At 40.3% G+C, this 25,774-nt stretch carries 22 protein-coding genes; 16 read left to right on the plus strand and 6 right to left on the minus strand.

Features of this window, described 5'->3' with window-relative positions:
* Positions 1–57: 57 nt before the first annotated feature.
* The 3 genes from DPV85_RS03115 (at position 58) to argG (ending at position 3,207) form a co-directional block, all read left to right on the plus strand.
* The gene (locus DPV85_RS03115; protein ID WP_111327014.1) at positions 58–918 is read left to right on the plus strand and encodes a phosphoribosylaminoimidazolesuccinocarboxamide synthase; all 861 of its coding nucleotides are present in this window, start codon (positions 58–60) and stop codon (positions 916–918) included.
* A 72-nt stretch (positions 919–990) separates the two neighbouring features.
* Complete coding sequence (locus tag DPV85_RS03120; RefSeq protein WP_111327015.1) at positions 991–1,821, plus strand: SDR family oxidoreductase; 831 nt, start codon at positions 991–993, stop codon at positions 1,819–1,821.
* A 51-nt stretch (positions 1,822–1,872) separates the two neighbouring features.
* A complete protein-coding gene (gene argG / locus DPV85_RS03125; RefSeq protein ID WP_111315450.1) occupies positions 1,873–3,207 on the plus strand; it encodes an argininosuccinate synthase in 1,335 nt (444 codons plus the stop codon).
* Positions 3,208–3,262: 55 nt separating this feature from the next.
* On the opposite strand, the gene DPV85_RS03130 is transcribed toward argG, so the two are convergent.
* Genes DPV85_RS03130 through cysT form a run of 3 tightly spaced genes read right to left on the minus strand, consistent with a single transcriptional unit; the run spans position 3,263 to position 6,003 of the window.
* Entirely contained in the window at positions 3,263–4,339 is a 1,077-nt protein-coding gene (locus DPV85_RS03130; protein ID WP_111327016.1) for a sulfate/molybdate ABC transporter ATP-binding protein, read from the minus strand.
* A 20-nt stretch (positions 4,340–4,359) separates the two neighbouring features.
* Positions 4,360–5,172, minus strand: coding sequence for a sulfate ABC transporter permease subunit CysW (cysW, locus tag DPV85_RS03135; protein WP_111327017.1), 813 nt, complete (start codon positions 5,170–5,172; stop codon positions 4,360–4,362).
* Positions 5,173–5,181: 9 nt separating this feature from the next.
* Entirely contained in the window at positions 5,182–6,003 is an 822-nt protein-coding gene (gene cysT / locus DPV85_RS03140) for a sulfate ABC transporter permease subunit CysT (protein WP_111327018.1), read from the minus strand.
* A gap of 257 nt (positions 6,004–6,260) precedes the next feature.
* Between cysT and DPV85_RS03145 the strand changes: the two genes are divergently transcribed.
* The 7 genes from DPV85_RS03145 (at position 6,261) to cysI (ending at position 15,535) form a co-directional block, all read left to right on the plus strand.
* Positions 6,261–7,268 carry a sulfate ABC transporter substrate-binding protein gene (locus DPV85_RS03145; RefSeq protein ID WP_111327019.1) on the plus strand — a complete coding sequence of 336 codons (1,008 nt, stop codon included), beginning with the start codon at positions 6,261–6,263 and terminating at the stop codon, positions 7,266–7,268.
* 11 nt (positions 7,269–7,279) lie between these two features.
* Positions 7,280–8,698 (plus strand): siroheme synthase CysG, encoded by a 1,419-nt coding sequence (gene cysG, locus DPV85_RS03150; protein ID WP_111327020.1) that lies wholly within the window; start codon positions 7,280–7,282, stop codon positions 8,696–8,698.
* A 10-nt stretch (positions 8,699–8,708) separates the two neighbouring features.
* Positions 8,709–9,443: a phosphoadenylyl-sulfate reductase gene (locus tag DPV85_RS03155; RefSeq protein ID WP_111327021.1), complete on the plus strand. Its 735-nt coding sequence runs from the start codon at positions 8,709–8,711 to the stop codon at positions 9,441–9,443.
* 20 nt (positions 9,444–9,463) lie between these two features.
* Positions 9,464–10,387 carry a sulfate adenylyltransferase subunit CysD gene (gene cysD / locus DPV85_RS03160; protein ID WP_049362808.1) on the plus strand — a complete coding sequence of 308 codons (924 nt, stop codon included), beginning with the start codon at positions 9,464–9,466 and terminating at the stop codon, positions 10,385–10,387.
* 226 nt (positions 10,388–10,613) lie between these two features.
* Positions 10,614–11,897 carry a sulfate adenylyltransferase subunit CysN gene (cysN, locus tag DPV85_RS03165; RefSeq protein WP_111327022.1) on the plus strand — a complete coding sequence of 428 codons (1,284 nt, stop codon included), beginning with the start codon at positions 10,614–10,616 and terminating at the stop codon, positions 11,895–11,897.
* A gap of 60 nt (positions 11,898–11,957) precedes the next feature.
* Positions 11,958–13,751 (plus strand): assimilatory sulfite reductase (NADPH) flavoprotein subunit, encoded by a 1,794-nt coding sequence (locus tag DPV85_RS03170; protein ID WP_111327023.1) that lies wholly within the window; start codon positions 11,958–11,960, stop codon positions 13,749–13,751.
* A gap of 17 nt (positions 13,752–13,768) precedes the next feature.
* On the plus strand, positions 13,769–15,535 hold the full coding sequence (gene cysI, locus DPV85_RS03175; RefSeq protein WP_111327024.1) for an assimilatory sulfite reductase (NADPH) hemoprotein subunit: 1,767 nt from the start codon (positions 13,769–13,771) through the stop codon (positions 15,533–15,535).
* Between the two features lie 93 nt (positions 15,536–15,628).
* On the opposite strand, the gene fur is transcribed toward cysI, so the two are convergent.
* From fur to DPV85_RS03190, 3 genes are all read right to left on the minus strand, one after another.
* Positions 15,629–16,063, minus strand: coding sequence for a ferric iron uptake transcriptional regulator (gene fur / locus DPV85_RS03180; RefSeq protein WP_049366031.1), 435 nt, complete (start codon positions 16,061–16,063; stop codon positions 15,629–15,631).
* A gap of 33 nt (positions 16,064–16,096) precedes the next feature.
* Positions 16,097–16,621 carry a flavodoxin FldA gene (fldA, locus tag DPV85_RS03185; RefSeq protein ID WP_049362803.1) on the minus strand — a complete coding sequence of 175 codons (525 nt, stop codon included), beginning with the start codon at positions 16,619–16,621 and terminating at the stop codon, positions 16,097–16,099.
* Between the two features lie 127 nt (positions 16,622–16,748).
* Positions 16,749–17,534: an alpha/beta fold hydrolase gene (locus tag DPV85_RS03190; RefSeq protein ID WP_049374574.1), complete on the minus strand. Its 786-nt coding sequence runs from the start codon at positions 17,532–17,534 to the stop codon at positions 16,749–16,751.
* A 70-nt stretch (positions 17,535–17,604) separates the two neighbouring features.
* On the opposite strand from DPV85_RS03190, the gene seqA reads away from it, so the two are divergent.
* From seqA to DPV85_RS03220, 6 genes are all read left to right on the plus strand, one after another.
* A complete protein-coding gene (seqA, locus tag DPV85_RS03195; RefSeq protein ID WP_111327025.1) occupies positions 17,605–18,246 on the plus strand; it encodes a replication initiation negative regulator SeqA in 642 nt (213 codons plus the stop codon).
* A gap of 4 nt (positions 18,247–18,250) precedes the next feature.
* Positions 18,251–19,603: an o-succinylbenzoate--CoA ligase gene (menE, locus tag DPV85_RS03200; RefSeq protein ID WP_111327026.1), complete on the plus strand. Its 1,353-nt coding sequence runs from the start codon at positions 18,251–18,253 to the stop codon at positions 19,601–19,603.
* A gap of 13 nt (positions 19,604–19,616) precedes the next feature.
* Positions 19,617–22,961 (plus strand): mechanosensitive channel MscK, encoded by a 3,345-nt coding sequence (gene mscK, locus DPV85_RS03205; RefSeq protein WP_111327027.1) that lies wholly within the window; start codon positions 19,617–19,619, stop codon positions 22,959–22,961.
* A gap of 15 nt (positions 22,962–22,976) precedes the next feature.
* A complete protein-coding gene (gene aroC, locus DPV85_RS03210) occupies positions 22,977–24,050 on the plus strand; it encodes a chorismate synthase (protein WP_111327028.1) in 1,074 nt (357 codons plus the stop codon).
* A gap of 65 nt (positions 24,051–24,115) precedes the next feature.
* The gene (mepA, locus tag DPV85_RS03215) at positions 24,116–24,988 is read left to right on the plus strand and encodes a penicillin-insensitive murein endopeptidase (RefSeq protein WP_111327029.1); all 873 of its coding nucleotides are present in this window, start codon (positions 24,116–24,118) and stop codon (positions 24,986–24,988) included.
* A 10-nt stretch (positions 24,989–24,998) separates the two neighbouring features.
* Positions 24,999–25,766, plus strand: a complete 768-nt coding sequence (locus DPV85_RS03220; protein WP_111327030.1) for a TSUP family transporter — start codon at positions 24,999–25,001, stop codon at positions 25,764–25,766.
* The last annotated feature ends 8 nt before the right edge of the window (positions 25,767–25,774 follow it).

Below are 25,774 nucleotides of genomic sequence, written 5' to 3' on the forward strand. Positions count from 1 at the left end.
AAAAAGTGCGGTACAATATCCACCGATTTTTTATTCTTATAATTAAAGGTGCAAGCAATGACACAACTTAGTCTAAAAAAAATCTATTCGGGAAAAGTGCGTGATCTTTATGAGATCGATGATAAACGAATGTTAATGGTAGCCAGTGACCGTTTGTCTGCATTTGATGTAATTTTAGATGATCCTATCCCACGCAAAGGTGAAATCCTGACTCAAATTTCCAATTTTTGGTTCAATAAGTTAGCGCATATTATGCCGAATCATTTTACAGACGATTCAGTTTATGATGTGTTACCAAAAGAAGAAGCTGATTTAGTGAAAGATCGTGCAGTGGTATGTAAGCGTTTGAAACCAATTAAAATTGAGTCTATCGTGCGTGGTTATTTAACAGGTAGCGGGCTAAAAGATTATAAGCAAACGGGCACCATTTGTGGTTTGAAATTACCAGAAGGATTAGTTGAGGCAAGTAAATTACCAGAGCCGATTTTCACACCATCAAGTAAAGAAGAAGTGGGTAATCACGATATCAATATTAGCTATGAAGAATGTGAAAAAGCTATTGGAGTAGAATTGGCGGCAAAAGTGAGAGAAAAAGCGATAGCGCTTTATACTGAGGCTGCCAAATATGCGCTGACTAAAGGTATTATTATTTGTGATACTAAATTTGAATTTGGTTTAGATGAAAATGGTACGCTCACTTTAATGGATGAGGTATTAACACCTGATTCTAGTCGTTTTTGGTCAGTTGATACTTATAAAGAAGGCACAAATCCGCCCTCATTTGATAAGCAATTTGTACGAGATTGGTTAGAGCAAAGTGGTTGGAATAAACAACCGCCAGCGCCTAAAGTACCAAAAGAAGTGATTGAAAAAACAGTTGCTAAATATCAAGAGGCGTTGGATTTATTAACAAAATAACATTAACAAACTCCCTGCTATGCTTTAGAATGGCAGGGATTTTTATGGATAAAATATTGTGAATAAAAGAGTATGAAATCTGTTGCAATAGTTGGTTTAGGTTGGTTAGGCTTACCGCTGGCGCTGCACTTAAAAGAGCTTGGTTGGTGTGTAAAAGGATCAAAACAATCCCCTGAGGATGCTCAAAAATTGCATCAGCTAGGTATTGAAACTTATCCTTTTTCTCTTTCTGATGAAATGAAGCATTTACCAGACCATAATTGCACTCTTTTTAATGTAGATGCTCTCATTATCACCTTACCACCTAGCCGTTTTTCTTCTCAACAGTATTGTCAACATCTTGCTTTTTTAGCTAATCAAGCAAAGAAACAAGGTGTACAGCACTTGATTTTTACCAGTTCAACTTCTGTTTTTCCTGATATTTCGGGGCAATTTGATGAAAGTTCTCCACTTTCAGCTGAAACAGAAATTGGAAAAACCCTGATAAAAGCTGAGAAGTGCTTGTTCCAATCAGGAATATCGCATTGCGATATTCTTCGACTTGCAGGATTAATTGGTAAACAACGCCATCCGGTTAAATTCTTAGCAGGAAAACGCAATTTAAAACAGGGTAATTCACCTGTTAATTTGGTGCATCTAGAGGATTGCATTCAAGCTATTAGCGCCTTACTCATGAATCCAAATGGATTGCGAACTTACCATCTTTGCGCGCCAATTCATCCTACTCGAGCAGAATATTACACAAAAGCAGCGGTATTTTATGATTTATCCATACCACAATTCGATTGTAGTGATTCGGATCTGAAACGAATCATTATGGCAGATAAAATTTGTCGAGATTTAGGCTTCGCTTATTGTTATCCAAATCCCGATGATATGTTAGAAAAGCGCAGTGATTTTTGACCGCACTTTTTAAAGACTCACTCACCATAACCACAATGAAGGAAATAAAATATGTCAAATACGATTCTGCAACATTTACCTAAAGGTCAAAAAGTTGGTATCGCTTTTTCAGGCGGGCTCGATACCAGTGCGGCATTACTTTGGATGCGTCAAAAAGGTGCAGTACCTTATGCTTATACAGCAAACTTAGGTCAACCAGATGAAGATGATTACAATGCAATTCCGAAAAAAGCGATGGAATATGGTGCGGAAAATGCGCGTTTAGTGGATTGTCGTGCGCAGTTAGCCCATGAAGGGATCGCGGCTATTCAATGTGGTGCATTCCATATTTCGACTGGTGGAGCAACCTATTTCAACACCACACCACTTGGTCGTGCGGTAACAGGTACGATGCTTGTTGCAGCAATGAAAGAAGATGATGTGAATATCTGGGGAGATGGTTCAACTTTTAAAGGTAATGATATTGAGCGTTTTTATCGTTATGGTTTATTAACCAACCCAAATTTAAAAATTTACAAACCATGGTTAGATCAACAATTCATCGATGAGTTAGGTGGTCGTTTTGAAATGTCAAAATTCTTAATCGAAAATGGTTTTGACTACAAAATGTCAGTAGAAAAAGCGTATTCAACTGACTCTAATATGTTAGGTGCGACACATGAAGCGAAAGACTTAGAAGAGTTAAGCACAGGCATTAAAATTGTGAAACCAATTATGGGCGTAGCATTCTGGGATGAAAATGTTCAAGTGAAACCAGAAGTGGTGACTGTTCGTTTTGAAGAAGGTGTGCCAGTTGCCTTAAATGGTAAAACATTTGACAACGTAGTAGAGCTTTTCTTAGAAGCAAATCGTATTGGTGGTCGTCATGGTTTAGGCATGTCAGACCAAATTGAAAACCGTATTATTGAAGCAAAATCACGTGGTATTTATGAAGCACCGGGAATGGCATTATTCCACATTGTTTATGAGCGTTTAGTCACCGGTATTCACAATGAAGATACCATTGAACAATATCGTATCAATGGTTTACGTTTAGGTCGTTTATTATATCAAGGTCGTTGGTTTGATCCACAAGCATTGATGTTACGTGAAACAGCACAACGTTGGGTCGCTCGTGCGATTACAGGTGAAGTGACATTAGAACTTCGTCGTGGTAATGACTACTCAATCTTAAATACTGAATCACCAAACTTAACTTATGCAGCAGAACGTTTAAGTATGGAAAAAGTGGAAAATGCACCATTTGATCCAATCGATCGTATTGGTCAATTAACCATGCGTAACTTAGACGTAGCGGATACGCGCGGAAAATTAAGTATCTACTCTCAAGTAGGTCTCTTAACAGCAGGGAAAGATTCCGTTTTACCACAATTAGGTAAAAAATAATTTTCTCTTTTAAATTGGAAAAAGTGCGGTAGATTTTGACCGCGCTTTTACTTTTCTAAATATTCATTTCTTGAAATAGATTTAATTTATCCGGCACGAGATAAACGTGATCACCTATTTTATACTGCGCATTGAGATAGTTTTCTTTGGTAAGAATCACCTCAATCGGTTGTTCCGTTTGCGAACTTTCTACTTCAATTCTCACGATAAAACCAATAGCATTAATATGACGAATTGTACCACTCGCTAAGGCATTATGAGATTCACGCGAAAGCGTCAGTTCGTAAGGGCGAATATAAGCCGTTGCAGATTGGTTATTGACTGCATGAGTCGCATTGCTATATGTTTGTAAATTATGAGCAAATTCACCAATGACTAAATTGCCTTGATCAATGTGTCCGTGGAACACATTAACATCCCCCACAAATTGCGTGACGAAAGGGGTTTGTGGTGCATGATAGATTTGGCTAGGCTCATCAATTTGCTCCACTTGACCTTTATTCATCACCACAATGCGATCAGACATATCTAATGCTTCATCTTGATCATGGGTAACGAAAATACTGGTCACATTGAGTTCATGTTGCAATTCTCGCAGCCAACGGCGTAATTCTTTACGAACTTGGGCATCCAATGCACCAAAGGGTTCATCAAGTAGTAAGACTTTCGGTTGAACAGCAAGGGAGCGAGCCAAGGCTATACGTTGTTTTTGTCCACCAGAAAGTTGATTAGGGTAGCGATCGGCTAGCCATTCAAGTTTTACTAGCTTTAAAAGTGCGGTGACTTTTTCACGAATTTCTTCTGCAGAGGGACGTTCTCTACGAGTTTTCACTGTTAAGCCAAAAGCGACATTGTCAAAGACGGTCATATTTTGAAATAGTGCATAATGCTGAAACACAAAGCCAACACCTCGTTCAGCAGCAGAAAGTTGAGTCACCTCTTTTTCACCAAACCAAATGTGTCCATTATCAGCAAATTCTAATCCGGCAATGATCCGTAATAGCGTTGTTTTTCCACAACCACTTGGTCCAAGCAAGGCGGTTAGCTGATTTTCCGGAAAGCTGAGATTGATATCTTTCAACGCATGAAACTGTCCAAAGTGTTTGTTTAGTTGCTGGATTTTGATTGTCATGTATTGTGTTCCTGTTGTTATTATTGGATTTTTTTCTTTTCCACATATCTCACTACGTTTTGCAATCCCAGTGTTCCCACTGCGATTAATGCCAATAAACTGGCGCAAGCAAATGCGGCAATAAATTGATATTCGTTGTAACTGATTTCTACATAAAGCGGGATTGTATTAGTCAAACCGCGAATATGCCCAGATACAACACTGACAGCACCGAATTCACCCATTGCACGAGCGTTACTTAAAATCACCCCATAAATTAATGCCCATTTTATTTTTGGTAGCGTTACGTGCCAGAAAAGTTGCCAAGTGGATGCACCTAAGATTAACGCAGCTTGTTCCTCACTTGTGCCTTGGGCTGACATGGTTGGAATTAATGATTTTGCAATAAGTGGAAAGGTGACGAATAAGGTCACGATAACAATGCTTGGTGTTGCAAACATAAAACGAATATGGTGTTCAGCAAGCCATGCGCCCCAAAGTCCATCTAACCCAAACAACAGTAAGAACATTAATCCTACAACCACTGGTGAAATGGAAAAGGGGAGGTCGAGTAGTGCGGTTAATAAGCTTTTCCCCTTAAAGTCAAAATAAGCAATAGCCCAAGCCATAATCACACCGATAAAAATGTTAATAGGTAATACAATTAAAGAGACTTTGATCGTAAGCCAAATAGCCGCTAAGGCTTCCGGTTCTTTTAATGCAGCGAAAAATAGACCAATTCCTTGTTCAAGGGCTGAATAGAATACGGTAAATAATGGGAGCAATAAGATGATCGTAAAAAAACTGAGTGCGGTCAGAATTAAGATCCATTTTTGCCACGATTGGGTTTTCATAAATACCTCTTATCGAATTGGACTAATGCGTTTGGCAACAGACCATTGCGCTAAGTTAATGAATAAAATCAACAGAAATGAAATGGCAAGCATTAATAATGCAACCACAGATGCGCCTTGCACGTCATACAAATCAAGTTTTGACATAATAATCAATGGTGCAATTTCTGAGACGAGTGGCACATTACCCGCAATAAAAATGACTGAGCCATATTCACCAAGCGATCGTGCAAATCCCATACCTGCACCGCCTATTAATGCTGGCAATACCGCTGGGATAATGACTTTTCGCAATGTTGTTAATCTGGATGCACCTAAAATTTGAGCCGCTTCTTCATAGCTAGGATCGAGATTTGCTAATACGGGTTGGATCGCTCGAACGGTAAAAGGCAAGCTGACAAAAATCAGCGCAATCGCAATACCACTTGGAGTATAAGCGAGTTGAATCTCTAAATGGCTTAGCCATTGCCCAATCAGTCCAGTCGGAGCATAAAGCGAGGCAAGTGCGATACCGGCAACGGCAGTGGGTAAAGCAAAAGGTAAATCTACCAACGCATTGACGAGATTCTTACCTGGAAAGTCATAACGCACTAAAACCCATGCCAATAAAAAGCCAAAAACGATATTAATTAACGTCGCGATTGCTGCCATTTCAAAGGATAGCGTTAAGGATGAGATCACTCGTTCACTCGTGATGATTTGAACGATATCAGCCCATTTTAACTGCCAGGCAGTGAGCACAAGTAATGTTAATGGCAACAATACCATTGAGCCGAGCCAGGCTAATGTAATTAACATACTTCGTTTAAATCCTGGTAATACGGTTTTCATTATCCCACCTTCACAACAGATAAATACCTAAACTTTGTAAGCGTTTTGAAATGTTCAAAAAAATAACCGCTCTTTTCCATAATGGCAAAGAACGGAAATTTATTTAATATTCCAAAGAGAAATAAGAAAACGTTTGGTTTTATGTTTTATATTTCATTTTGTTCTATAAAATGCTTTTTCGTTATTTTTTGTACTTAACATTTTGCGATATAAATTTAGCCACACGAAATTGAGGGTAATAACGGAGGAGAGTAAAAATGAAAAAAATCGCTTTATTTTCAGTGCTTTCTTTCGGCTTGGCAGCTTGTTTATGGCATACCAGTACGGAACAAAAAACGGTGCTACTGAATGTGTCCTATGACGTGATTCGTGATTTCTATAAGGAATATAACATCGCGTTTCAACGTGAATTTCCCTCAGATGTGATGATTTCACAATCGCATGGTGGCGCCAGTAAACAGGTGCTCGGCGTGTTAAATGGCTTGCCTGCAGATGTGGTGACATTGACACAAAGTAATGATATCGAAGCTTTAGTCAAAAAAGGCTTAGTAAATGCTGATTGGCAGCAGGTATTACCGAATGGTGCCGTTCCTTTTGGTTCAGTGATGGTTCTTTTAGTCAAAAAGGGCAATCCAAAACATATCCAAGATTGGTCGGATTTGGTACGGGATGATGTGAAAGTGGTGTTTGCTAATCCTAAAACCTCCGCGAACGGGCGCTTTGCTTATTTATCTGCCTTAGCTTATGCCGAACAACATAGTCAGCAACCACAGGATTTTATGCGGCGTTTACTTAAAAATGTACCTGTTTTAGAGGCAGGGGCGCGTAGTGCCAGTATTTCCTTCACCCAACGGAATATCGGTGATGTATTGATTGCTCCGGAAAATGAAGCCGCACTTGCGGCTAAAACGTTAGGTGAAAATAGTTTTGAAGTGGTATATCCCAGCATTACCGCATACACACCAATTTATGTAGCGGAAGTGAATAAAAATACCCAGGCAGATGGTTTGCATCAACTTTCCCATGATTATTTGAGCTATTTATGGTCAACCCCAGCACAAGAACTTGCCGCAAAAAATTATTTTCGGCCGACAGATAAAAAAATTATTGCTAAAACGACCGCAGTTTTTCCAGAAGTGAATCAATTTGATGTGAACCAACGTTTTGGTTCGTGGGATGCGATTAATACTCAACATTTTGTCGATAACGGCTTATTTGATCGTCTATATATCAGTGCACAACGTGCTGATAAAGTGAATAAATAGGAGTGATACCCATGAATTATTTTCCACTTTTTGCTGATTTAACCGGTCGCCCGGTACTTGTTGTCGGCGGTGGTTCTGTGGCTGCTCGTAAGGTCGGGTTGTTGCTCAAAGCGAATGCGCAAGTCCGTATTGTTGCTCGCCAATTAAATGAGGAATTAAGCGAACTTGAACGTCAAAATAAAGTGCTATGGATTGCCAAAGAATTTAATGCCGAACAAATGAGAACGGTGATGTTAGTGATCGCGGCAACAAATGATGAGGTATTAAATCACCGTATTTTCCATTTAGCCGAAAGCCAACATAAATTAGTCAATGTGGTGGATGATCAACCTCATTGTAGCTTTATCTTCCCTTCTATTATTGATCGTAATCCGATCCAAATCGCGATTTCGAGTGGTGGAAAGGCGCCGGTATTAGCCCGTTTATTACGTGAGAAACTGGAGGCATTATTGCCACAACATTTAGGCAAAATCGCTGAGATTTCTGGTAAATGGCGTGATCAAGTAAAAGCAAAATTGGCATCGGTCACCGAACGTCGCCGTTTTTGGGAAAAAATGTTTAGTGGACGTTTTGTCAATCTCATAAAAAATCAACAGGAAGCGCAAGCTGAACAAGAATTAGCTGAACAGCTAGAAAATAACTATCAAGGTGGTTTTGTCTCTTTAGTCGGTGCCGGTCCTGGAGATGCTGGCTTACTAACTCTTAACGGTTTACAGGAAATTCAACAAGCTGATGTGGTGCTTTACGATGCCTTGGTTTCTGATGAGATTCTTTCTTTGATTCGCCGTGATGCAGAACGTATTTTTGTGGGGAAACGTGCCAATGGTCGTTCTGTCGCACAAGATGAAACCAACCAATTGTTATTAACCCTTGCCCAACAAGGCAAGAGAGTAGTGCGCTTAAAAGGCGGCGATCCTTTCGTTTTTGGACGCGGTGGCGAAGAATTAGAAGTATTAGCTCAACATCAAATTCCATTTTCGGTTGTACCCGGTATTACAGCGGGTATTGGCGCAACAGCCTATGCCGGCATTCCATTAACTCACCGTGATTATGCACAAAGTGCTATTTTTGTGACCGGCCATCGTAAAGCCGATGCCTCTGATATTGAATGGCAAACCTTAGCAAGAAGTCATCAAACCTTAGTTATTTATATGGGGACGTTAAAAGCGCAAGTCATTGCTGAACGTTTACAACAATATGGTCGCGATGCGAATACGCCTGTTGCGATTATTAGTCAAGGCACTCAACTTACTCAAAAAACAGCGATTGGCACACTTGCAAATTTAGCTGAATTAGCGGAAAAAGCAGAGACCCCCGCCTTAATTGTGGTGGGAGAAGTGGTGAAATTACACGAACAATTAGCGTGGTTTGGCGAAGAAAAACAACCGCACTTTACCTTAGAAAGTTTAACCATCAGTCAAGTGGCGTAAGGAGTGGATGATGAGTTTATTTAAACCGACTTTTTGGCAAATTCCACTTGTTAGCCTTGATGTACAAGATCGTTTAGCAGAAAAAACAGCCACATTGAAGCAACGTTTACATCAAATAGCTGATAACCATCATGATGCACGCTTTGCCAGCAGTCTAGCTGTAGAAGATATGGTCATTACCGATGTCATTGCGCGTGAAAACTTAGATATTGGTATTTTTACTTTAGATACCGGTTTACTTCATCAAGATACGTTAAATTTATTAGATAACCTTGAGAAAGTCTATCCACATCTTCAAATAGAACGCTTTCAGCCGATTGCTGATGAAGTGACTCGCTACGAGGAAGAAAAAGGGAAATTTGCTTTTTATGAAAGCGTGGAATTACGTCGCGAGTGTTGCCATATCCGTAAAATCGAACCGTTAAATCGCGCGATTCAAGGCGCAGATGCGTGGCTGACCGGACAGCGTCGAGAACAATCGGCCACACGTACTGCGCTCCCTTTTGCTGAGCAAGATCAGTCTCGTGGTATTGATAAATACAATCCTATTTTTGATTGGTCAGAAACAGATGTGTGGGCTTATATCTTAGCGAACAATGTGCCTTATAACGACCTTTACCATCAAGGTTTTCCAAGTATTGGCTGTGAACCTTGTACCCGCCAAGTTAAACAGGGCGAAGATATTCGCGCTGGTCGCTGGTGGTGGGAGAGTAAAGATAGTAAGGAATGTGGATTACATAAGTAGAAAAATATAGGAAGCAAAACATGACAAAAACTGAACTCAATAACCAACATCTAGACTGGCTCGAGGCTGAGTCGATTCATATTATTCGTGAAGTCGTTGCGGAATGTGAAAACCCGGCGTTGCTTTTTTCCGGTGGGAAGGATTCGGTGGTATTGCTGGCATTAGCCCGTAAAGCATTCCAGTTAGGTGATCGTCCGGTACATTTACCGTTTCCCTTGGTACATATTGATACCGGACATAACTATCCAGAAGTGATCCAATTTCGAGATGAACAAGTGGCAAAACTTAACGCACGCTTAGTCGTTGGGCATGTGGAAGATTCCATTGCCAAAGGCACGGTGGTATTACGCAAAGAAACGGATTCGCGTAATGCGGCACAGGCGGTCACTTTATTAGAAACCATTGCAGAGAATGGATTTGATGCTTTGATGGGCGGTGCACGCCGTGATGAGGAAAAAGCTCGTGCTAAAGAACGAATTTTCTCGTTCCGTGATGAGTTCGGCCAATGGGATCCTAAGGCACAACGTCCAGAATTATGGTCTCTATACAATGCTAAATTGCATAAAGGCGAAAATATGCGAGTGTTTCCGATTTCCAACTGGACGGAATTAGACATTTGGCAATATATCGCTCGTGAGAATTTGGAATTGCCTCCGATCTATTACAGCCATAAACGCGAAGTTGTACGTCGAAAAGGTTTATTAGTGCCAGTGACACCATTAACCCCTAAATTGCCGAATGAAGTCAGCGAAGTATTGGATGTTCGTTTCCGTACTGTGGGTGATATTAGCTGTACTTGTCCGGTAGCGAGCACTGCATCAACACCATTAGAAATCATTGAAGAAACCGCTATTGCTGACATTTCCGAACGCAGTGCCACTCGTCTAGACGACCAAGCCAGCGAAGCCGCCATGGAGAAACGGAAAAAAGAAGGGTATTTTTAGTATTTCTACTTTCTTGCTTGTGCAAGAAAGTAGCAAAGAACACACTCCAATTAAATCGCTCCTCTTCACTTTGTTTCAATTTTCTTAACGAAAAATTTGTAAACTCGCTACGCTCAAACAGTACAAATTTTTCTAAAAATTGAAAGTCGTTCAGGCGATTTATATGGGGCATTATTCAAAGATAATGAAATACAAAAGAATAATTAACAGAATATAAGGAAGAAATATGACACAACATTCAACTCCACTTCGTTTTATTACTGCCGGTAGTGTAGATGACGGGAAAAGTACCTTAATCGGCCGTTTACTTTACGATAGCAAAGCGTTATTGACCGACCAAATCAAAACCCTTAACGCAGGAAAAGAGAAAGGTAATAAAGAAGCCATTGATTTTTCTATTTTGACAGATGGTTTGGAAGCAGAACGTGAGCAGGGCATTACCATTGATGTAGCGTATCGCTATTTCTCTACGGCAAAACGTAAATTCATCATTGCCGACACCCCAGGACATGAGCAATACACACGTAACATGGTGACAGGGGCAAGCACGGCATCTGCTGCAATCGTCTTAATCGATGCTTCTCAGCTGAATTTTAATGAGAAACCGTTACAACTCTTACCACAAACTAAACGCCATTCAGCGATTTTACGTCAATTAAATTGTCCACACATTTTAGTGGCGGTGAACAAAATGGATTTATTGGATTACAGCGAAGAAAAATTCAATGCCATAGTAGAGGCGTATCGTCAATTGGCGGCACAACTTGGATTAAAAGATGTGCATTTTGTGCCGGTATCTGCATTGCTTGGCGATAACCTAGTATATGCAAGTGAAAGCACCTCTTGGTATCAAGGCGAACCTTTACTCACCATTTTAGAAAATTTACCGAGTGTGGATGAGGTGGGTCATTCCAATGCTGATCTCTATTTTCCGGTGCAATTAGTGGTGCGTCAGGATGCGGATAAAGCCGATGATTTCCGCGGTTATCAAGGGCGAATTGAGCGCGGTTCCGTGCAACTGGGACAGGCTATTCGAATTGAACCGAATGGATTAACCGCTAAAGTGACCGAGATTATTACACCAAAAGGTGAAGTGACACAGGCAGTGGCCGGGGAAGTGATTACCTTACGTTTAGATCGCGATATTGATATTTCCCGTGGTGATTTATTTGTAGATGAAAGTTCACCACTTACACCACAAAAGCAACTTGAAGCCACAATTTGTTGGTTTGATGAACGCCCACTAAATACTGCCCGTAAATATTTACTTAAACACGGTACGCAAACCGTATTTGCCAAAATCAGTGAAATTGAAAGCGTGTTAAACGTTCATACACTCAAACAAGAAAATGGTGCTACAGCCTTAAAGATGAATGATATTGCTCTAGTGCATTTAAGTTTACAGAAACCGATTGTTGCCACAACTTATGAAGAAAATATCGCTGGTGGTGCCTTTATTTTAGTTGATGAAGCAACTTATAACACAGTAGCAGCCGGTATGATTCTCTAACTCGCGCTTTCTTTAATATGTGAATTTACTGATATTACTCATTTTCTTGTGGGGAAACTTATGCAACACAACAATCCATTACCAACAGAAATACTGAATCTCTTACCAACACTAACGCCCCTTCAATTGGCATGGCTTTCGGGTTATGCATGGTCGCAAGCTTCCGGTGTAGAACAACAGGTCGCAGGGCAACATTTGGCAGCAAATTTGACCGCACTTTCGGCAGAACCTTTTTCAATTACAGTGCTTTCAGGATCACAAACCGGCAGTGCCAAATCGGTTGCGGATAAAGTTGCTGCAGAGCTTACTGAAGCCGGTATTGCCGTGAAACGTGTCCCTTTAAAAGATTACAAAGCGAAAACCATAGCAGATGAAAAATACCTGCTCTTAGTGACTTCCACGCAAGGTGAAGGCGAGCCACCAGAAGAAGGCGTGGTATTACATAAGTTATTAAACGGTAAAAAAGCACCAAAACTCACCGAACTGCAATTTGCTGTGTTGGGATTAGGGGATAGTTCTTATCCAAATTTCTGCCAAGCAGGCAAGGATTTTGATCAGCGTTTTGCTGAATTAGGCGCGACGCGTTTATTTGAGCGAGTGGATGCAGATTTAGATTACAGTGCAACCGCGGAACAATGGATCCGAGATATTGTGGCTATCGTAAAAGAAAAGGCTGCGCAGGCTTCACCGGTTGTGCAAAGTATTGCTACAGCTACAACCGCACCGGTAGCCAAGGAAAGCCAATATAATAAAGCCAATCCATTTCCTGCAACGTTAATCACTAACCAGAAAATTACCGGTCGTCAGTCGGATAAAGATGTGCGTCATTTAGAATTTGATTTAGCAGGTTCGGATCTTCATTACCAAGCGGGGGATGCACTCGGTGTATGGTTTGACAATGATCCTAAGTTAGTCGATGAAATTTTATCGCTCGCGCAGATTGATCCTACTACAGAAGTGACAATTGAGGGAAAAGCGCAAACTATTTCGACCGCACTTTTATCGCATTTAGAGCTGACTCAAAACACACCTGCTTTTGTGAAAGACTATGCAGCTTTGGCTTATAACGAACAGTTAAACGATTTGGTTGCGGATAATCAAGCATTGCAAGAATTGGTTCAACGTACACCGATTGTGGATGTGTTACATAAATTTCCTGCAAAATTAACCGCTGAACAACTGGTTTCATTATTGCGTCCTTTAACGCCTCGTTTGTATTCCATTTCATCTTCTCCAGCAGAGGTTGGGGAAGAAGTGCATCTAACCGTTGGCGTGGTACGTTTTGAACATGAAGGTCGAGCACGTAGTGGCGCAGCCTCAAGCTTTTTAGCGGATCGCGTAGAAGAAGATGGCGCTGTGCGTGTATTTGTAGAGCATAACGATAATTTCCGTCTGCCAAATGACACGACTAAGCCAATTATTATGGTGGGTTCCGGTACCGGCGTAGCACCATTCCGTGCCTTTATGCAGCAACGCGTAGCCGATGAGGCGAGTGGTAAAAACTGGCTGATTTTTGGTAATCCGCATTTTGCCAGCGATTTCCTTTATCAAACCGAATGGCAACAATTTGCCAAAGAGGGCTTCTTGCATAAATACGATTTTGCTTGGTCACGTGATCAAGAGAAGAAGATCTATGTGCAAGATAAAATTCGTGAAAATTCGACCGCACTTTGGCAATGGTTACAAGAAGGCGCTTATTTTTATGTCTGTGGTGATGCAGCCAAAATGGCAAAAGATGTGGAGCAAGCATTACTCGAAGTCATTGCTAAAGAAGGCAATTTAAGTCCGGATGAAGCAGAAGATTATTTAAATGAACTGCGTGAAGAAAAACGTTATCAACGCGATGTGTACTAGATTTGTGGGGTGAAAAAATGACAGAGCAAAACAAACAAAAAGGCTTGGAATGGCAAGAAAAACCGCTTTCTGACAATGAACGCTTAAAAACTGACAGTAACTTTTTACGCGGTACCATTTTAGATGATTTAGAGGATTCCTTAACCGGTGGTTTCCGTGGGGATAACTTTCAATTAATCCGTTTCCACGGTATGTATGAACAAGACGATCGTGATATTCGTGCCGAACGTGCAGAGGAAAAACTCGAACCGTTGAAATTTATGCTGCTACGCTGCCGTTTACCGGGTGGGATTATCAAACCATTCCAATGGATTGAATTGGATAAATTCGCCCGTGAACACAGCTATTATCGTTCGATTCGTTTGACCAATCGTCAAACTTTCCAATATCACGGAGTGCCGAAAAGCCAATTACAAACTATGCATCGTTTATTGCATAGTTTGGGATTAGACTCCATTGCAACGGCTTCAGATATGAACCGTAATGTGTTGTGTACCTCGAACCCAATTGAATCGAAACTGCATCAGCAGGCATATGAATATGCGAAGAAAATTTCAGAACATCTGTTACCACGTACACGAGGTTATTTAGATGTATGGATTGATGGTAAGAAAGTCCAAAGTAGCGATGATTTTTTACAGGAAGAACCGATTCTCGGTAAAACTTATTTGCCACGTAAATTTAAAACAGCCGTGGTGATTCCACCACTTAATGATGTGGATTGTTACGGGAATGACTTAGATTTTGTCGCCATTGCAGATGAGAAGGGGAATTTGGTTGGCTTTAATGTTTTGGCTGGCGGTGGCTTATCCCTTGAACATGGCAACACCAAAACCTATCCGCATATTTCCCTTGAACTGGGTTATGTGCCGTTGGAATACACCTTAAAAGCAGCGGAAGCGGTGGTGACAACCCAACGGGATTTTGGTAACCGTAGCGATCGTAAAAATGCACGTAGTCGTTATACCATTCAAAACATGGGGTTAGATAATTTCCGCGCCGAAGTCGAACGTCGTATGGGTATTCCATTTGAACCGATTCGTCCGTTTAAATTTACTGAACGCGGCGATCGTATCGGTTGGGTAAAAGGCATTGATAACAACTGGCATTTGACCCTGTTTATCGAAAGCGGTCGCTTGGTGGATAATGATGAGAAAAAATTACTGAGTGGCGTGTTGGAAATTGCCAAAATTCATAAGGGCGATTTTCGTATCACCGCCAACCAAAATCTGATCGTGGCAAATGTAGCGGAAGAGGATAAAGCACAAATTGAGCAAATTGCCCGTGATTACGGTTTGATTCGTGATGATGTGAGTAAATTACGTGAAAACTCAATGTCCTGCGTTTCTTTTCCAACCTGTCCACTAGCGATGGCAGAATCAGAGCGAATTCTTCCAAGCTTTATTGATGAACTGGATAAAGTGATGGCGAAACATCAAGTGGCTGATGATTATATTGTTACACGTATTACCGGTTGCCCAAATGGATGTGGCCGCGCAATGTTGGCGGAAATCGGCTTGGTGGGCAAAGCAATTGGTCGTTACAATTTGCATATCGGTGGGGATCGTGAAGGTGTGCGTATTCCACGTCTTTATAAAGAAAATATCACGATTCCGGAAATTATCAGTGAACTTGATACTCTGATTGGCCGCTGGGCAAATGAGCGTCATGCAAACGAAGGCTTTGGTGATTTCACTATTCGTACCGGCATTATTAAGCCGGTGGTAAATGCACCGGTAGATTTCTGGGATGACTCAAAAGTGATTATTAAATCAGCGGCTTAATGTACAAAAGTGCGGTCGATTTTGACCGCACTTTTAATCGAAATAATAAAAAACCTTAGGTTTTAGCCTAAGGTTTTTGTTTTTTCGCAAGAATTATTTTTTCTCTTCACATTTGTTGATATCGCTACATTTGCCGTAGAGATATAAACTGTGTGCTTTTAATTTGATGCCATGTTGTTCACTGATTTCTTTTTGACGTTGTTCAATAATGTTATCAGTAAACTCAAATACTTTGCCACAATCTTCACAGATAATGTGATCGTGGTGCTCTGTTGGTGCAAGCTCAAAAACAGATTTGTTGCCTTCAAAATTATGGCGAATCAAGATATGCGCTTCATCAAATTGGTTAAGCACGCGATATACAGTTGCAAGGCCAATATCACTGCCTTGCTCTAACAAGATTTTATATACTTCTTCAGCTGAGAAATGTTCATGTTTATGCTCTTGCATTAATGCAAGGATAGTGAGCCGAGGTTCAGTAATTTTTAATCCTGCTTTTTTGAGTAATTTGATGTTTTCTTCAGACATAATGTTCCCTTAAATTTGCTAAATTAGAGATGGTTAAGCTAATTCTGCTAAACACATTTCATCGTAGATTTGTTTTGTCCATTTCTCTACGCGTTCTGCAGTAAGTTCAGGTTGACGATCTTCATCAATACATAAACCGATAAAGTTTCCATCATCTAATAATGCCTTTGAGGATTCAAAGGTATAACCATCCGTTGGCCAGTTCCCTACAATAATCGCACCGCGTGGTTCAACGATATCTCGTACTGTACCGATCGCATCACAGAAATAATCTGCGTAGTCTTCTTGATCGCCACAGCCAAAGATACCGACTAATTTGTCAGTAAAATCAATTTCTTCTAAGGTTGGGAAAAAATCATCCCAGTCAGCTTGTGCTTCACCGTAATACCAAGTTGGAATACCGAAAAGTAAAAAATCATAACCTTCGATATCTTCTTTAGAGCTTTTTGCAATGTCACGAATATCAACGAGTTCGTTGCCTAATTGCTTTTGAATCATTTTTGCAATGTTTTCTGTATTACCTGTGTCACTACCGTAAAATAAACCGACAACTGCCATTGTTCTTTCCTTTTGAAATAAAATTAGGTGAGTAGAAAAAAAGATGAGGGATCAAAGCCCCACAATTTGTGCGAACTATAACATAAATGAATTCTCATTTGAATAGAATAATTCTCATTTAAAACGATTAATTCTTATTTAGAAACCTATCAATAGCACGTATCACAAAATCAGGTTTTTCGGCATGAACCCAGTGCCCACAACCATTGATGGTAAAGGAGGTCGCATTCGGGAATTGTTTTAGAATGGTTTCGGTATATTCAGGTTTAATATAAGATGAAAGTCCACCCTTGATGAAGAGTGTAGGCGTATTAGCGAAGACCTCTTGCCAATCCATTAGCGCCGCATAATGTTCAAAGAGTGCGGTCAAATTGAAACGAAAATATTCACTTGAAGTAGGCTCAAAAGATTTCAACATAAATTGCACCACACTCGGATCGGCAATTTCAGTTTCTAAAATAGGCTTAGCTTGTTGACGAGTTTGTGGCTGCGCTTTTTTCACAGCAAACAAACCACGGAACACATCATCATGTCCAGCACTGCTATTTGCGACTGGGGCAATATCAATGACGACCAATTTTTCTACGCGCTGTGGTTGAAGAGCGGTCATTTTCATGGCTGTTTTTCCACCCATTGAATGACCAATTAAGATAACCTTATCTAATTGAAGATGATCGATAAGTTGCCATACATCATCAGCCATGACATCGTAATTCATTGTTTCTGAATGAAAACTATGACCATGATTACGTAAATCTACGCGCAAAATATTATAGTTATCGCTAAATGCACGCGCGATGACACCAAGATTATTCATATCCCCAAACAAGCCGTGAATGAAAACTAAAGTAGGCGAATTAATTGATTGTTTTGCTTGGTGAAATTGATGGTTTAATAATTGGGAAGATGACATATATTTTGCGTGAGAATTTGGTTAGAAATCGTTATAATGGACGAAAATTTTAACAAACGGAGAGAAAAAAATGAAGATAATTGAAGTCGATGAAGAATTATATCAATACATTGCGGCACAAACTCAATCTATTGGAGAAAGTGCGTCTGATATTCTTCGCCGTTTGTTGAATTTACCCACTCACGCAACAAGCTCGGTTGATTTCTTTGAATCAGTCGCGTCAGCTGAAACGCCAAAAAGTGCGGTGCATTCTGAGCCTGTTTTAACGGAAAAAACAACCGAAGCATCACAACCAAAAGTTGAGCCTGTCGAACCGCCAAAAGCAGTGAAAAAACAATCGGATGAAGCAATAAATCACATTGTTGATAAAGTTCGAGCGTTATTGAATTCGACAGAATTTAAAGAAGAGCCAAAAGCCGTTGTGCGTTTTTTAAGTATATTACGTACGCTTTATCGTACCAATCCAGAAAGCTTTGCACAGGCAACCGAAAGCTTGCAAGGCCGTACTCGTGTGTATTTTGCTCGTGATGAAGGAACATTGCTTGTAGCGGGTAATCATACTAAACCAAAACAAATCCCAGATACACCATATTGGGTAATTACCAATACCAATAGTGGTCGTAAGATGTTGATGCTTGAAGGGGCGATGCAGTCTATGCATTTGCCGGAATATTTAATCGACGAAGTTCGCCCTTATTTCGTTAGCAACTAAGTCAATGCAAAAATTCCCTTGGCAAGCATTTGCCCAAAATTCAGTGTATGCAAATCAGATCGCGTTGCGAAATTCGCAGGGCGATCCTTTTACTTGGGCTGAACTTGCTGAGAAAATTAATCAGGTAGAAGCCTTTCTTTTACAACAAGGTGTGACAGCGCAAAGTGCGGTTGCTTTTTGTGGTAAAAATTCAGAACAGATCTTATTTCTTTATTTAGCTGTTATTCAGCTAGGCGCAAAAATTTTAGGTATCAACCCTGCATTTCCTCAAGAAAAAAGAGAAGAATTGTGCCAAGTGTATGGGGTGGATTTTTGTTATCAAACCGAAGATATTCATTATTTAGTTACTAAAGCATTACCCGAACATAACGCTGACTTTACAAAAGCGGCAACGATGACATTAACATCGGGTTCAACTGGTTTGCCTAAAGCAGTGGTGCATAATGTGTCTGCTCATTTAGCTAATGCGGAAGGCGTTTGTACCTTAATGAATTTTGGCAAAGATCAATTATGGCTACTTTCTTTGCCGCTTTATCATGTTTCTGGACAAGGCATTGTGTGGCGCTGGCTTTACGCAGGGGCAACCTTAGTTTTACCGAAAGAAGATTTTTATCTATCTATTGGTGAGGTTTCCCATGTTTCTCTCGTGCCAACGCAATTACAACGTTGGTTTGATTATTTGGTAGAACATCCACAACCTATCCAAACTCAAGCGGTATTATTGGGTGGTACACAAATTCCTGTTAAATTAACCCAAGCGCTAAGTGAATTAGGGATTCGCAGTTATTCAGGTTATGGTATGACCGAAATGGCTTCTACCGCATTCGCTAAACAATCGGATGGAAAAATAGGTGTGGGGCAGCCTTTGCTTGGTCGAGAGTTCAAGTTAGTGAATGAAGAAGTTTGGCTAAAAGGTGCAGGACTTGCCATGGGATATTGGCGAGATGGGTGGGTTGACCCGCTAACTAATGCTGAAGGTTGGTTCCAAACCAAAGATAAAGGTCAATGGCTTGATGATGAATTAGTCATTCAAGGCCGATTGGATAATATGTTTATTTCTGGCGGTGAAAATATTCAGCCGGAAGAAATTGAAAAAGTGATTGCACAATCAGATTTAGTGAAGCAAGTCTTTGTTTTGCCTAAATATGATGAGGAATTTGGCCATCGCCCTGTCGCGATTATTGAATTTCATACATCCTTTAATGAAAGTGCGGTTGAATCTCTCAACGTTTTTTTACAAGGGCGACTGGAACGATTTAAGCAACCTGTTGCCTACTATGAACTCCCGCAGGATTTAATCCAAGGGGCAATAAAGATTTCTCGCAAAGCACTCGCCGATTGGCTGTCGCAACAATAGGAAAGTTAGTTTAATGAAAAAAATCTCTCGTGTTTTGACCGCACTTGGTCTTTCATTTGTTTTTACGCTGGCACTTTCTCAGCCTGTTTGGGCAGAGAATAGTAATGCTGATTTACCGTCGGAAAAAACGCTAAAAAGTGAATTAGCTGATGCACAAAAATTACCGGATGGTGATGAAAAGACAAATAATATTGCGACAATCCAGGCTTCGCTTGATTTCTTGCAACAAATTCAAACACAGCAAAAAAATAACAACGATTTGCAAGATACGCTTATTGATGCAGATTCTGAAATTCAGAAGAATAGTGCTGATCTTCAAAATCTTAAAAAACAGCTAAGCACGCCAAGTAACACCGATTATGCTTCACAAAGTTTAGCTAATCTACAGGCTCAGGTTGAGAAACTGACCAATCAACAACAAGATGCCCAATCTGCATTAAGTGCGGTGAATACGCAACTTGCAGGGCAGAGCTCTGTGTCGGAACGTGCTCAAACAGCCTTAACAGATAATGTTAAACGTACGCAAGAATTGAATCAGAAATTAGCTGATCCAACGACAAGTTCACTATTAAAACAGCAAATTCAGCTTGAATTACAACTGATTGAGCTAAAAAATATCTATAATCAAGTGCTATTAAAAAATAGCGATCAGTTGACTGTGCTTTATCGAAGTCGATATGAGTTATTAAATACTCGTGTTCAAGCATTGCAGCAACAAATTGCAGCCATTCAAGAAGCGATTAATCAAAAGAATTTGGCTAAAACACAAAACCAAGTTGAGCAAGCACAACAACAAAGCCAAAATGTTGAGCAAAATCCGTTGATTCAGAAAGAATTGAATTTGAATGCGCAGCTTAGCCAATATTTACTTGAGCAAACAGAGAAAACCAATACATTAACGCAAGATGAATTACGCATGCGAAATGTGTTGGATAACTTAACGCAGACACAACGTACCATTGATGAGCAAATCAGTGCGTTACAAGGCACGTTGGTGCTTTCTCGCATTATTCAGCAACAAAAACAAAAATTACCGACCAATTTAAATATTCAAGGTCTTTCAAAGCAAATTGCGGATTTGCGTGTACAGATCTTCGATATTACGCAAAAACGTAATGAGCTTTATGATATTGATGCCTACATCAGTAAAATTGAGCAGGATGAAAACAAATCGTTTACACCGGCGGAAAAAGCACAATTAACCAATTTATTGACAGAACGTCGAAAAGTGGCTTCTGATTTGATTAAGTCATTGAATAATCAGTTGAATTTGGCGATTTCCTTAGAGCTAACCCAGCAACAAATTACACAAATCAGTGATCAGATCCAGTCTAAACTTGATCAACAAAGTTTCTGGGTAAAAAGTAATAATCCAATTAATTTAGATTGGATCAAAAAACTGCCAATGTCACTCAAGGCACAACTTGATGGTATTGGAAAGAAAATCGGCTTCCCGACAAATTTCGATAATTTGCCGTATTTACTTACTTATGTCTTTATTTTGTTTGTGATTGGTGGATTGATTTTCAAATTTAAAGAATCGATTAAACACCGTTTGAGCGTGATTAATGGCGAAATTAATACGCGTCGTTCGGATAGCCAATGGCATACGCCGCTTGCGTTATTTTATACCGCACTTTTATCTTTATCAGGCACCCTTTGGTTCTTAGCGGCTTGCCAATTGTTGGGCTTTTTCTTGGTGAAAAATCCACAAGAATTTTGGGAATGGTCACTTCGCATGGCAGCCTATTGGTGGTTCTTTAGTTTTGTTTTATCCACTCTTCGACCGAATGGTATTTTAGTCCGCCATTTCGGTTTTTCTAAAGAGAGTGCGATTGCTCTGCAAGACGTCACAAAACGTATCATTGTTTCCGTTGTGTTATTACTGAATACGTCGATTTTCAGTAATGTCATGGATACCGGATTAGCGAATGACGTTCTCGGCGAAATTAATACGATTGTTGCCTTACTTTTCTGTATTGTGATTATTGCGCCACGTTTCGTTCGCACAGAAAAATCGTTGAATTCAAGCGCAACGGATCAGCGTGATAGAACGCTTTTAAAAATTATGCGCGTTTTATTGCAATTGGTCCCTGTTATTTTAATTGCACTAATTGCTTTAGGATATTATTACACCGCCTTAAATTTAATTACGCATATTATTAATACCTACATTGCGTGGGTAGTGTGGTCGTTGGTGCGTCATACAATTTATCGTGGTGTCACAGTAGCATCAAGACGTTTAGCTTATCGTCGTTTACAAGAAAAACGTCAACAAAAACAGCAAGATTCAAGTGATGCTTCAGCTTCTGATGATGTGGTAGTCATTACCGAACAAGAAGAGGGATTGGCCTTAAATGAAGTACGTAGCCAGTTACTACGCTTTGCCGATCTCTTTATTTGGACCGCACTTTTTGCCATCTTCTATTATGTATGGTCAGATTTAGTCACTGTTGTAAGTTACTTGCGAGACATTACCTTATGGCAGCAAACTTCAACGACTGAAGCGGGTGTGGTGACTGAAACGATTTCACTCTTTAACTTGATCGTTGCGTTAATCATTGTTGTGATTACCTATATTTTAGTGCGTAATATTCAAGGTATTTTAGAAATATTACTCTTCTCCCGAGTGAAACTTTCACAAGGTACGCCTTATACCATTACCACCTTATTAACCTATATCTTGGTTGCAGTGGGTGGCGCATGGGCATTTTCTACCCTTGGGATGTCATGGTCTAAATTACAATGGTTATTTGCCGCCCTTTCCGTTGGTCTCGGTTTTGGTATGCAAGAAATTTTTGCGAACTTTGTTTCCGGCATCATTTTATTATTTGAGCGTCCAATTCGTGTGGGTGATACTGTGACAATTAACGATGTAACAGGTACAGTAGCGAAAATCCGTATTCGCGCCATTACGATGATCGATCCGGATCGAAAAGAAGTGATTGTGCCAAATAAATCCTTTGTAACCGGACAAGTGACTAACTGGGCATTATCTAACACCGTTACTCGTTTGGTTATATCCGTTGGGGTGGCTTATGGATCAGATTTAGAGTTGGTGAAACGTTTATTATTGCAAGCTGCAAATGAGCAACCAAGCGTCTTAAAAGATCCAGAACCAAGAGCATTATTCTTAACCTTTGGGGCAAGTACGTTAGATCACGAATTACGTGTTTATGTGGGTCAAGTGTCTGAGCGAAATGATACGCTTGATGCACTTAATCGCCGCGTAAATCAGTTATTTGCTGAAAATAATATTGATATTGCATTCAACCAATTAGATATTTTTATTAAGAATAAAGATACGGGTGAAGAAATTCCATTTATTGATGTGGCAAAATTAGCCCAAAATCATTAATTAAAGAGAGAGAATATGGCAGGGAATACTATCGGACAACTTTTTCGTGTGACGACCTTTGGGGAGTCACATGGTATTGCATTAGGCTGTATTGTAGATGGCGTACCGCCGAATCTTGAATTATCGGAAGCGGATATTCAACCTGATTTAGATCGTCGTAAACCGGGTACATCGCGTTACACCACACCACGTCGTGAAGACGATGAAGTACAGATTTTATCTGGGGTGTTTGAAGGTAAAACAACGGGTACCAGTATTGGAATGCTCATTAAAAATGGTGATCAACGTTCACAAGATTATGGCGATATTAAAGATCGTTTTCGTCCAGGGCATGCGGATTTTACCTATCAACAAAAATACGGTATTCGTGATTATCGCGGGGGTGGACGCTCTTCTGCGCGTGAAACCGCCATGCGTGTTGCTGCGGGAGCGATTGCGAAGAAATATTTACGTGAGCAGTTTGGCATTGAAGTCCGTGGCTTTTTGAGTCAAATTGGCGAGGTGAAGATTGCACCACAGACTGTAGGAAAAATTGATTGGGATAAAGTGAATAGCAATCCATTTTTCTGTCCAGATGAAAGTGCGGTCGAAAAATTTGATGAATTAATCCGTGAATTGAAAAAAGAAGGGGATTCGATTGGTGCCAAACTAACCGTGATTGCAGAGAATGTTCCTGTTGGTTTAGGAGAGCCCGTTTTTGATCGACTTGATGCAGATTTAGCCCATGCCTTAATGGGGATTAATGCCGTTAAAGGTGTAGAGATTGGCGATGGTTTTTCGGTAGTTGAACAGCGTGGCAGTCAACATCGTGATGAAATGACACCCAATGGTTTTGAAAGCAACCATGCTGGCGGTATTTTAGGGGGCATTAGCTCAGGTCAGCCAATCATTGCGACCATTGCACTAAAACCAACATCCAGTATCACGATTCCAGGACGCTCGATTAATTTAGAGGGAGAACCCGTAGAAGTCGTGACAAAAGGTCGTCATGATCCTTGTGTTGGTATTCGTGCAGTACCCATTGCAGAGGCTATGGTCGCGATTGTGTTACTCGACCATTTATTGCGTTTTAAGGCGCAGTGTAAATAACTATTTTAAATTAAGCTTCTTGCGCTCTTTTATTGAAGAGAAATCAACTTATTTTAGGATATCTTATGAATAAATCTTTAGCAAAATTACTTTCAAGTGCGGTTGTTTTGGGGAGTGTTTTTTTCTCGTTACAAACAACAGCCTCGCCACAAGACTGGCAACGAATCAAACGTCCAATTCCTGCAACAGATGGTAAGGCAAATCCAATTGGTAGCTATTCGAATGGTTGTATTATTGGGGCTGAACCTTTGCCTTATAAAGGTGAGGGGTACCAAGTCATTCGTATGAATAAAAACCGCTATTATGGTCATCCGGATATGATTGCCTATTTACAGCGTCTTGGACAAAAAGCGAAGTTAGCGGGCTTACCGACCATGTTAGTTGGAGATATTGCTATGCCGGGTGGTGGTCGCTTTTTAACGGGGCATGCAAGCCATCAAATGGGATTAGACGCGGATATTTGGTTGCGCATGGGTACCATGACAGACAGTGAAGCGTTAAATTCTGACGGAAAAGGCTTACTCGTGGTGAATCGCCAAGCACAACGTGTTGATGAAAATGTGTGGAATAACAATCATGCAACGTTAATTAAATTGGCCGCGCAAGATCCAAAAGTGACCCGTATTTTTGTGAACCCAGCGATTAAATTAAAACTTTGTCAAACTGCGGGTGATGATCGTGCTTGGTTACATAAAATTCGTCCGTGGTTTGGTCATGATTCACATTTCCACGTGCGTATTGCTTGTCCGAAAGATGCTGCTTATTGTGAAGATCAAGCACCTGTACCAGCAGGTGATGGTTGTGGCGATGAACTTTATTCTTGGTTTGAACCCGCAAAACCAGGTTCAGGCGCTTCTAAACCAAAAGTGACACCACCAGAACCGTTTTTATGCCAACAAGTGTTGAGTTCGCCAAATAGTAGCGAATGGTTAGAGTAGGAGTTTAATCATGGAATTTGGAATTGATATTTTAGCTATGCTTTTTGCAGCAGCCTTTATTGCTGCATTTATTGATGCGATTGCAGGTGGCGGAGGCTTAATTACAATCCCCGCCTTGTTAATGACCGGTATGCCACCCGCCATGGCATTAGGCACGAATAAATTACAAGCATTCGGCGGTGCGTTGTCGGCAAGTATTTACTTTTTGCGTAAAAGAGCGGTCAATTTATCGGAGCTTTCTTTCATCTTACTGATGATTTTTATCGGCTCGATGATTGGTACGTTACTCATTCAAAATTTAGATGCGACATTAATTAAAAAAGGGCTTCCATTTCTTATTTTAGCGATCGGCTTATACTTTTTATTGACACCTAAATTGGGCGAAAGTGATCGCAAACAACGAATTTCTTACGCTGTTTTTGCATTATGTTTTGGCTCATTGCTGGGTTTTTATGATGGTTTTTTTGGACCAGGTGTAGGCTCATTAATGAACTTGGCTTGTGTCACATTGCTTGGATTTAATCTCACCAAAGCAACTGCGCATGCTAAAGTGATGAATTTAACCTCAAATTTTGCGTCATTAATTTTCTTCTTTATTGGTGGTCATGTCATTTGGACTGTCGGTTTAGTGATGATGGCAGGAAGCCTGATAGGTGCAAATTTAGGTGCTAAAATGGTGATGGCAAAAGGTAAACAACTGATCAGACCGATGGTGGTGATTATGTCATTTATCATGACGATAAAAATGGCGTATGATCAAGGTTGGTTTCATTTTTAACGATTGAT

Origin of the sequence: Haemophilus parainfluenzae (assembly GCF_003252725.1) — a bacterium.
GTDB classification, from domain to species: Bacteria; Pseudomonadota; Gammaproteobacteria; order Enterobacterales; family Pasteurellaceae; genus Haemophilus_D; species Haemophilus_D parainfluenzae_L.

What these genes read in the sequence shown, in the direction of transcription:
- DPV85_RS03115 (WP_111327014.1), top strand. Translation starts at nt 58, where the DNA reads ATGACACAACTTAGTCTAAAAAAAATCTATTCGGGAAAAGTGCGTGAT.
- DPV85_RS03120 (WP_111327015.1), top strand. Translation starts at nt 991, where the DNA reads ATGAAATCTGTTGCAATAGTTGGTTTAGGTTGGTTAGGCTTACCGCTG.
- argG (WP_111315450.1), top strand. Translation starts at nt 1,873, where the DNA reads ATGTCAAATACGATTCTGCAACATTTACCTAAAGGTCAAAAAGTTGGT.
- DPV85_RS03130 (WP_111327016.1), bottom strand. Translation starts at nt 4,339, where the DNA reads ATGACAATCAAAATCCAGCAACTAAACAAACACTTTGGACAGTTTCAT.
- cysW (WP_111327017.1), bottom strand. Translation starts at nt 5,172, where the DNA reads ATGAAAACCCAATCGTGGCAAAAATGGATCTTAATTCTGACCGCACTC.
- cysT (WP_111327018.1), bottom strand. Translation starts at nt 6,003, where the DNA reads ATGAAAACCGTATTACCAGGATTTAAACGAAGTATGTTAATTACATTA.
- DPV85_RS03145 (WP_111327019.1), top strand. Translation starts at nt 6,261, where the DNA reads ATGAAAAAAATCGCTTTATTTTCAGTGCTTTCTTTCGGCTTGGCAGCT.
- cysG (WP_111327020.1), top strand. Translation starts at nt 7,280, where the DNA reads ATGAATTATTTTCCACTTTTTGCTGATTTAACCGGTCGCCCGGTACTT.
- DPV85_RS03155 (WP_111327021.1), top strand. Translation starts at nt 8,709, where the DNA reads ATGAGTTTATTTAAACCGACTTTTTGGCAAATTCCACTTGTTAGCCTT.
- cysD (WP_049362808.1), top strand. Translation starts at nt 9,464, where the DNA reads ATGACAAAAACTGAACTCAATAACCAACATCTAGACTGGCTCGAGGCT.
- cysN (WP_111327022.1), top strand. Translation starts at nt 10,614, where the DNA reads ATGACACAACATTCAACTCCACTTCGTTTTATTACTGCCGGTAGTGTA.
- DPV85_RS03170 (WP_111327023.1), top strand. Translation starts at nt 11,958, where the DNA reads ATGCAACACAACAATCCATTACCAACAGAAATACTGAATCTCTTACCA.
- cysI (WP_111327024.1), top strand. Translation starts at nt 13,769, where the DNA reads ATGACAGAGCAAAACAAACAAAAAGGCTTGGAATGGCAAGAAAAACCG.
- fur (WP_049366031.1), bottom strand. Translation starts at nt 16,063, where the DNA reads ATGTCTGAAGAAAACATCAAATTACTCAAAAAAGCAGGATTAAAAATT.
- fldA (WP_049362803.1), bottom strand. Translation starts at nt 16,621, where the DNA reads ATGGCAGTTGTCGGTTTATTTTACGGTAGTGACACAGGTAATACAGAA.
- DPV85_RS03190 (WP_049374574.1), bottom strand. Translation starts at nt 17,534, where the DNA reads ATGTCATCTTCCCAATTATTAAACCATCAATTTCACCAAGCAAAACAA.
- seqA (WP_111327025.1), top strand. Translation starts at nt 17,605, where the DNA reads ATGAAGATAATTGAAGTCGATGAAGAATTATATCAATACATTGCGGCA.
- menE (WP_111327026.1), top strand. Translation starts at nt 18,251, where the DNA reads ATGCAAAAATTCCCTTGGCAAGCATTTGCCCAAAATTCAGTGTATGCA.
- mscK (WP_111327027.1), top strand. Translation starts at nt 19,617, where the DNA reads ATGAAAAAAATCTCTCGTGTTTTGACCGCACTTGGTCTTTCATTTGTT.
- aroC (WP_111327028.1), top strand. Translation starts at nt 22,977, where the DNA reads ATGGCAGGGAATACTATCGGACAACTTTTTCGTGTGACGACCTTTGGG.
- mepA (WP_111327029.1), top strand. Translation starts at nt 24,116, where the DNA reads ATGAATAAATCTTTAGCAAAATTACTTTCAAGTGCGGTTGTTTTGGGG.
- DPV85_RS03220 (WP_111327030.1), top strand. Translation starts at nt 24,999, where the DNA reads ATGGAATTTGGAATTGATATTTTAGCTATGCTTTTTGCAGCAGCCTTT.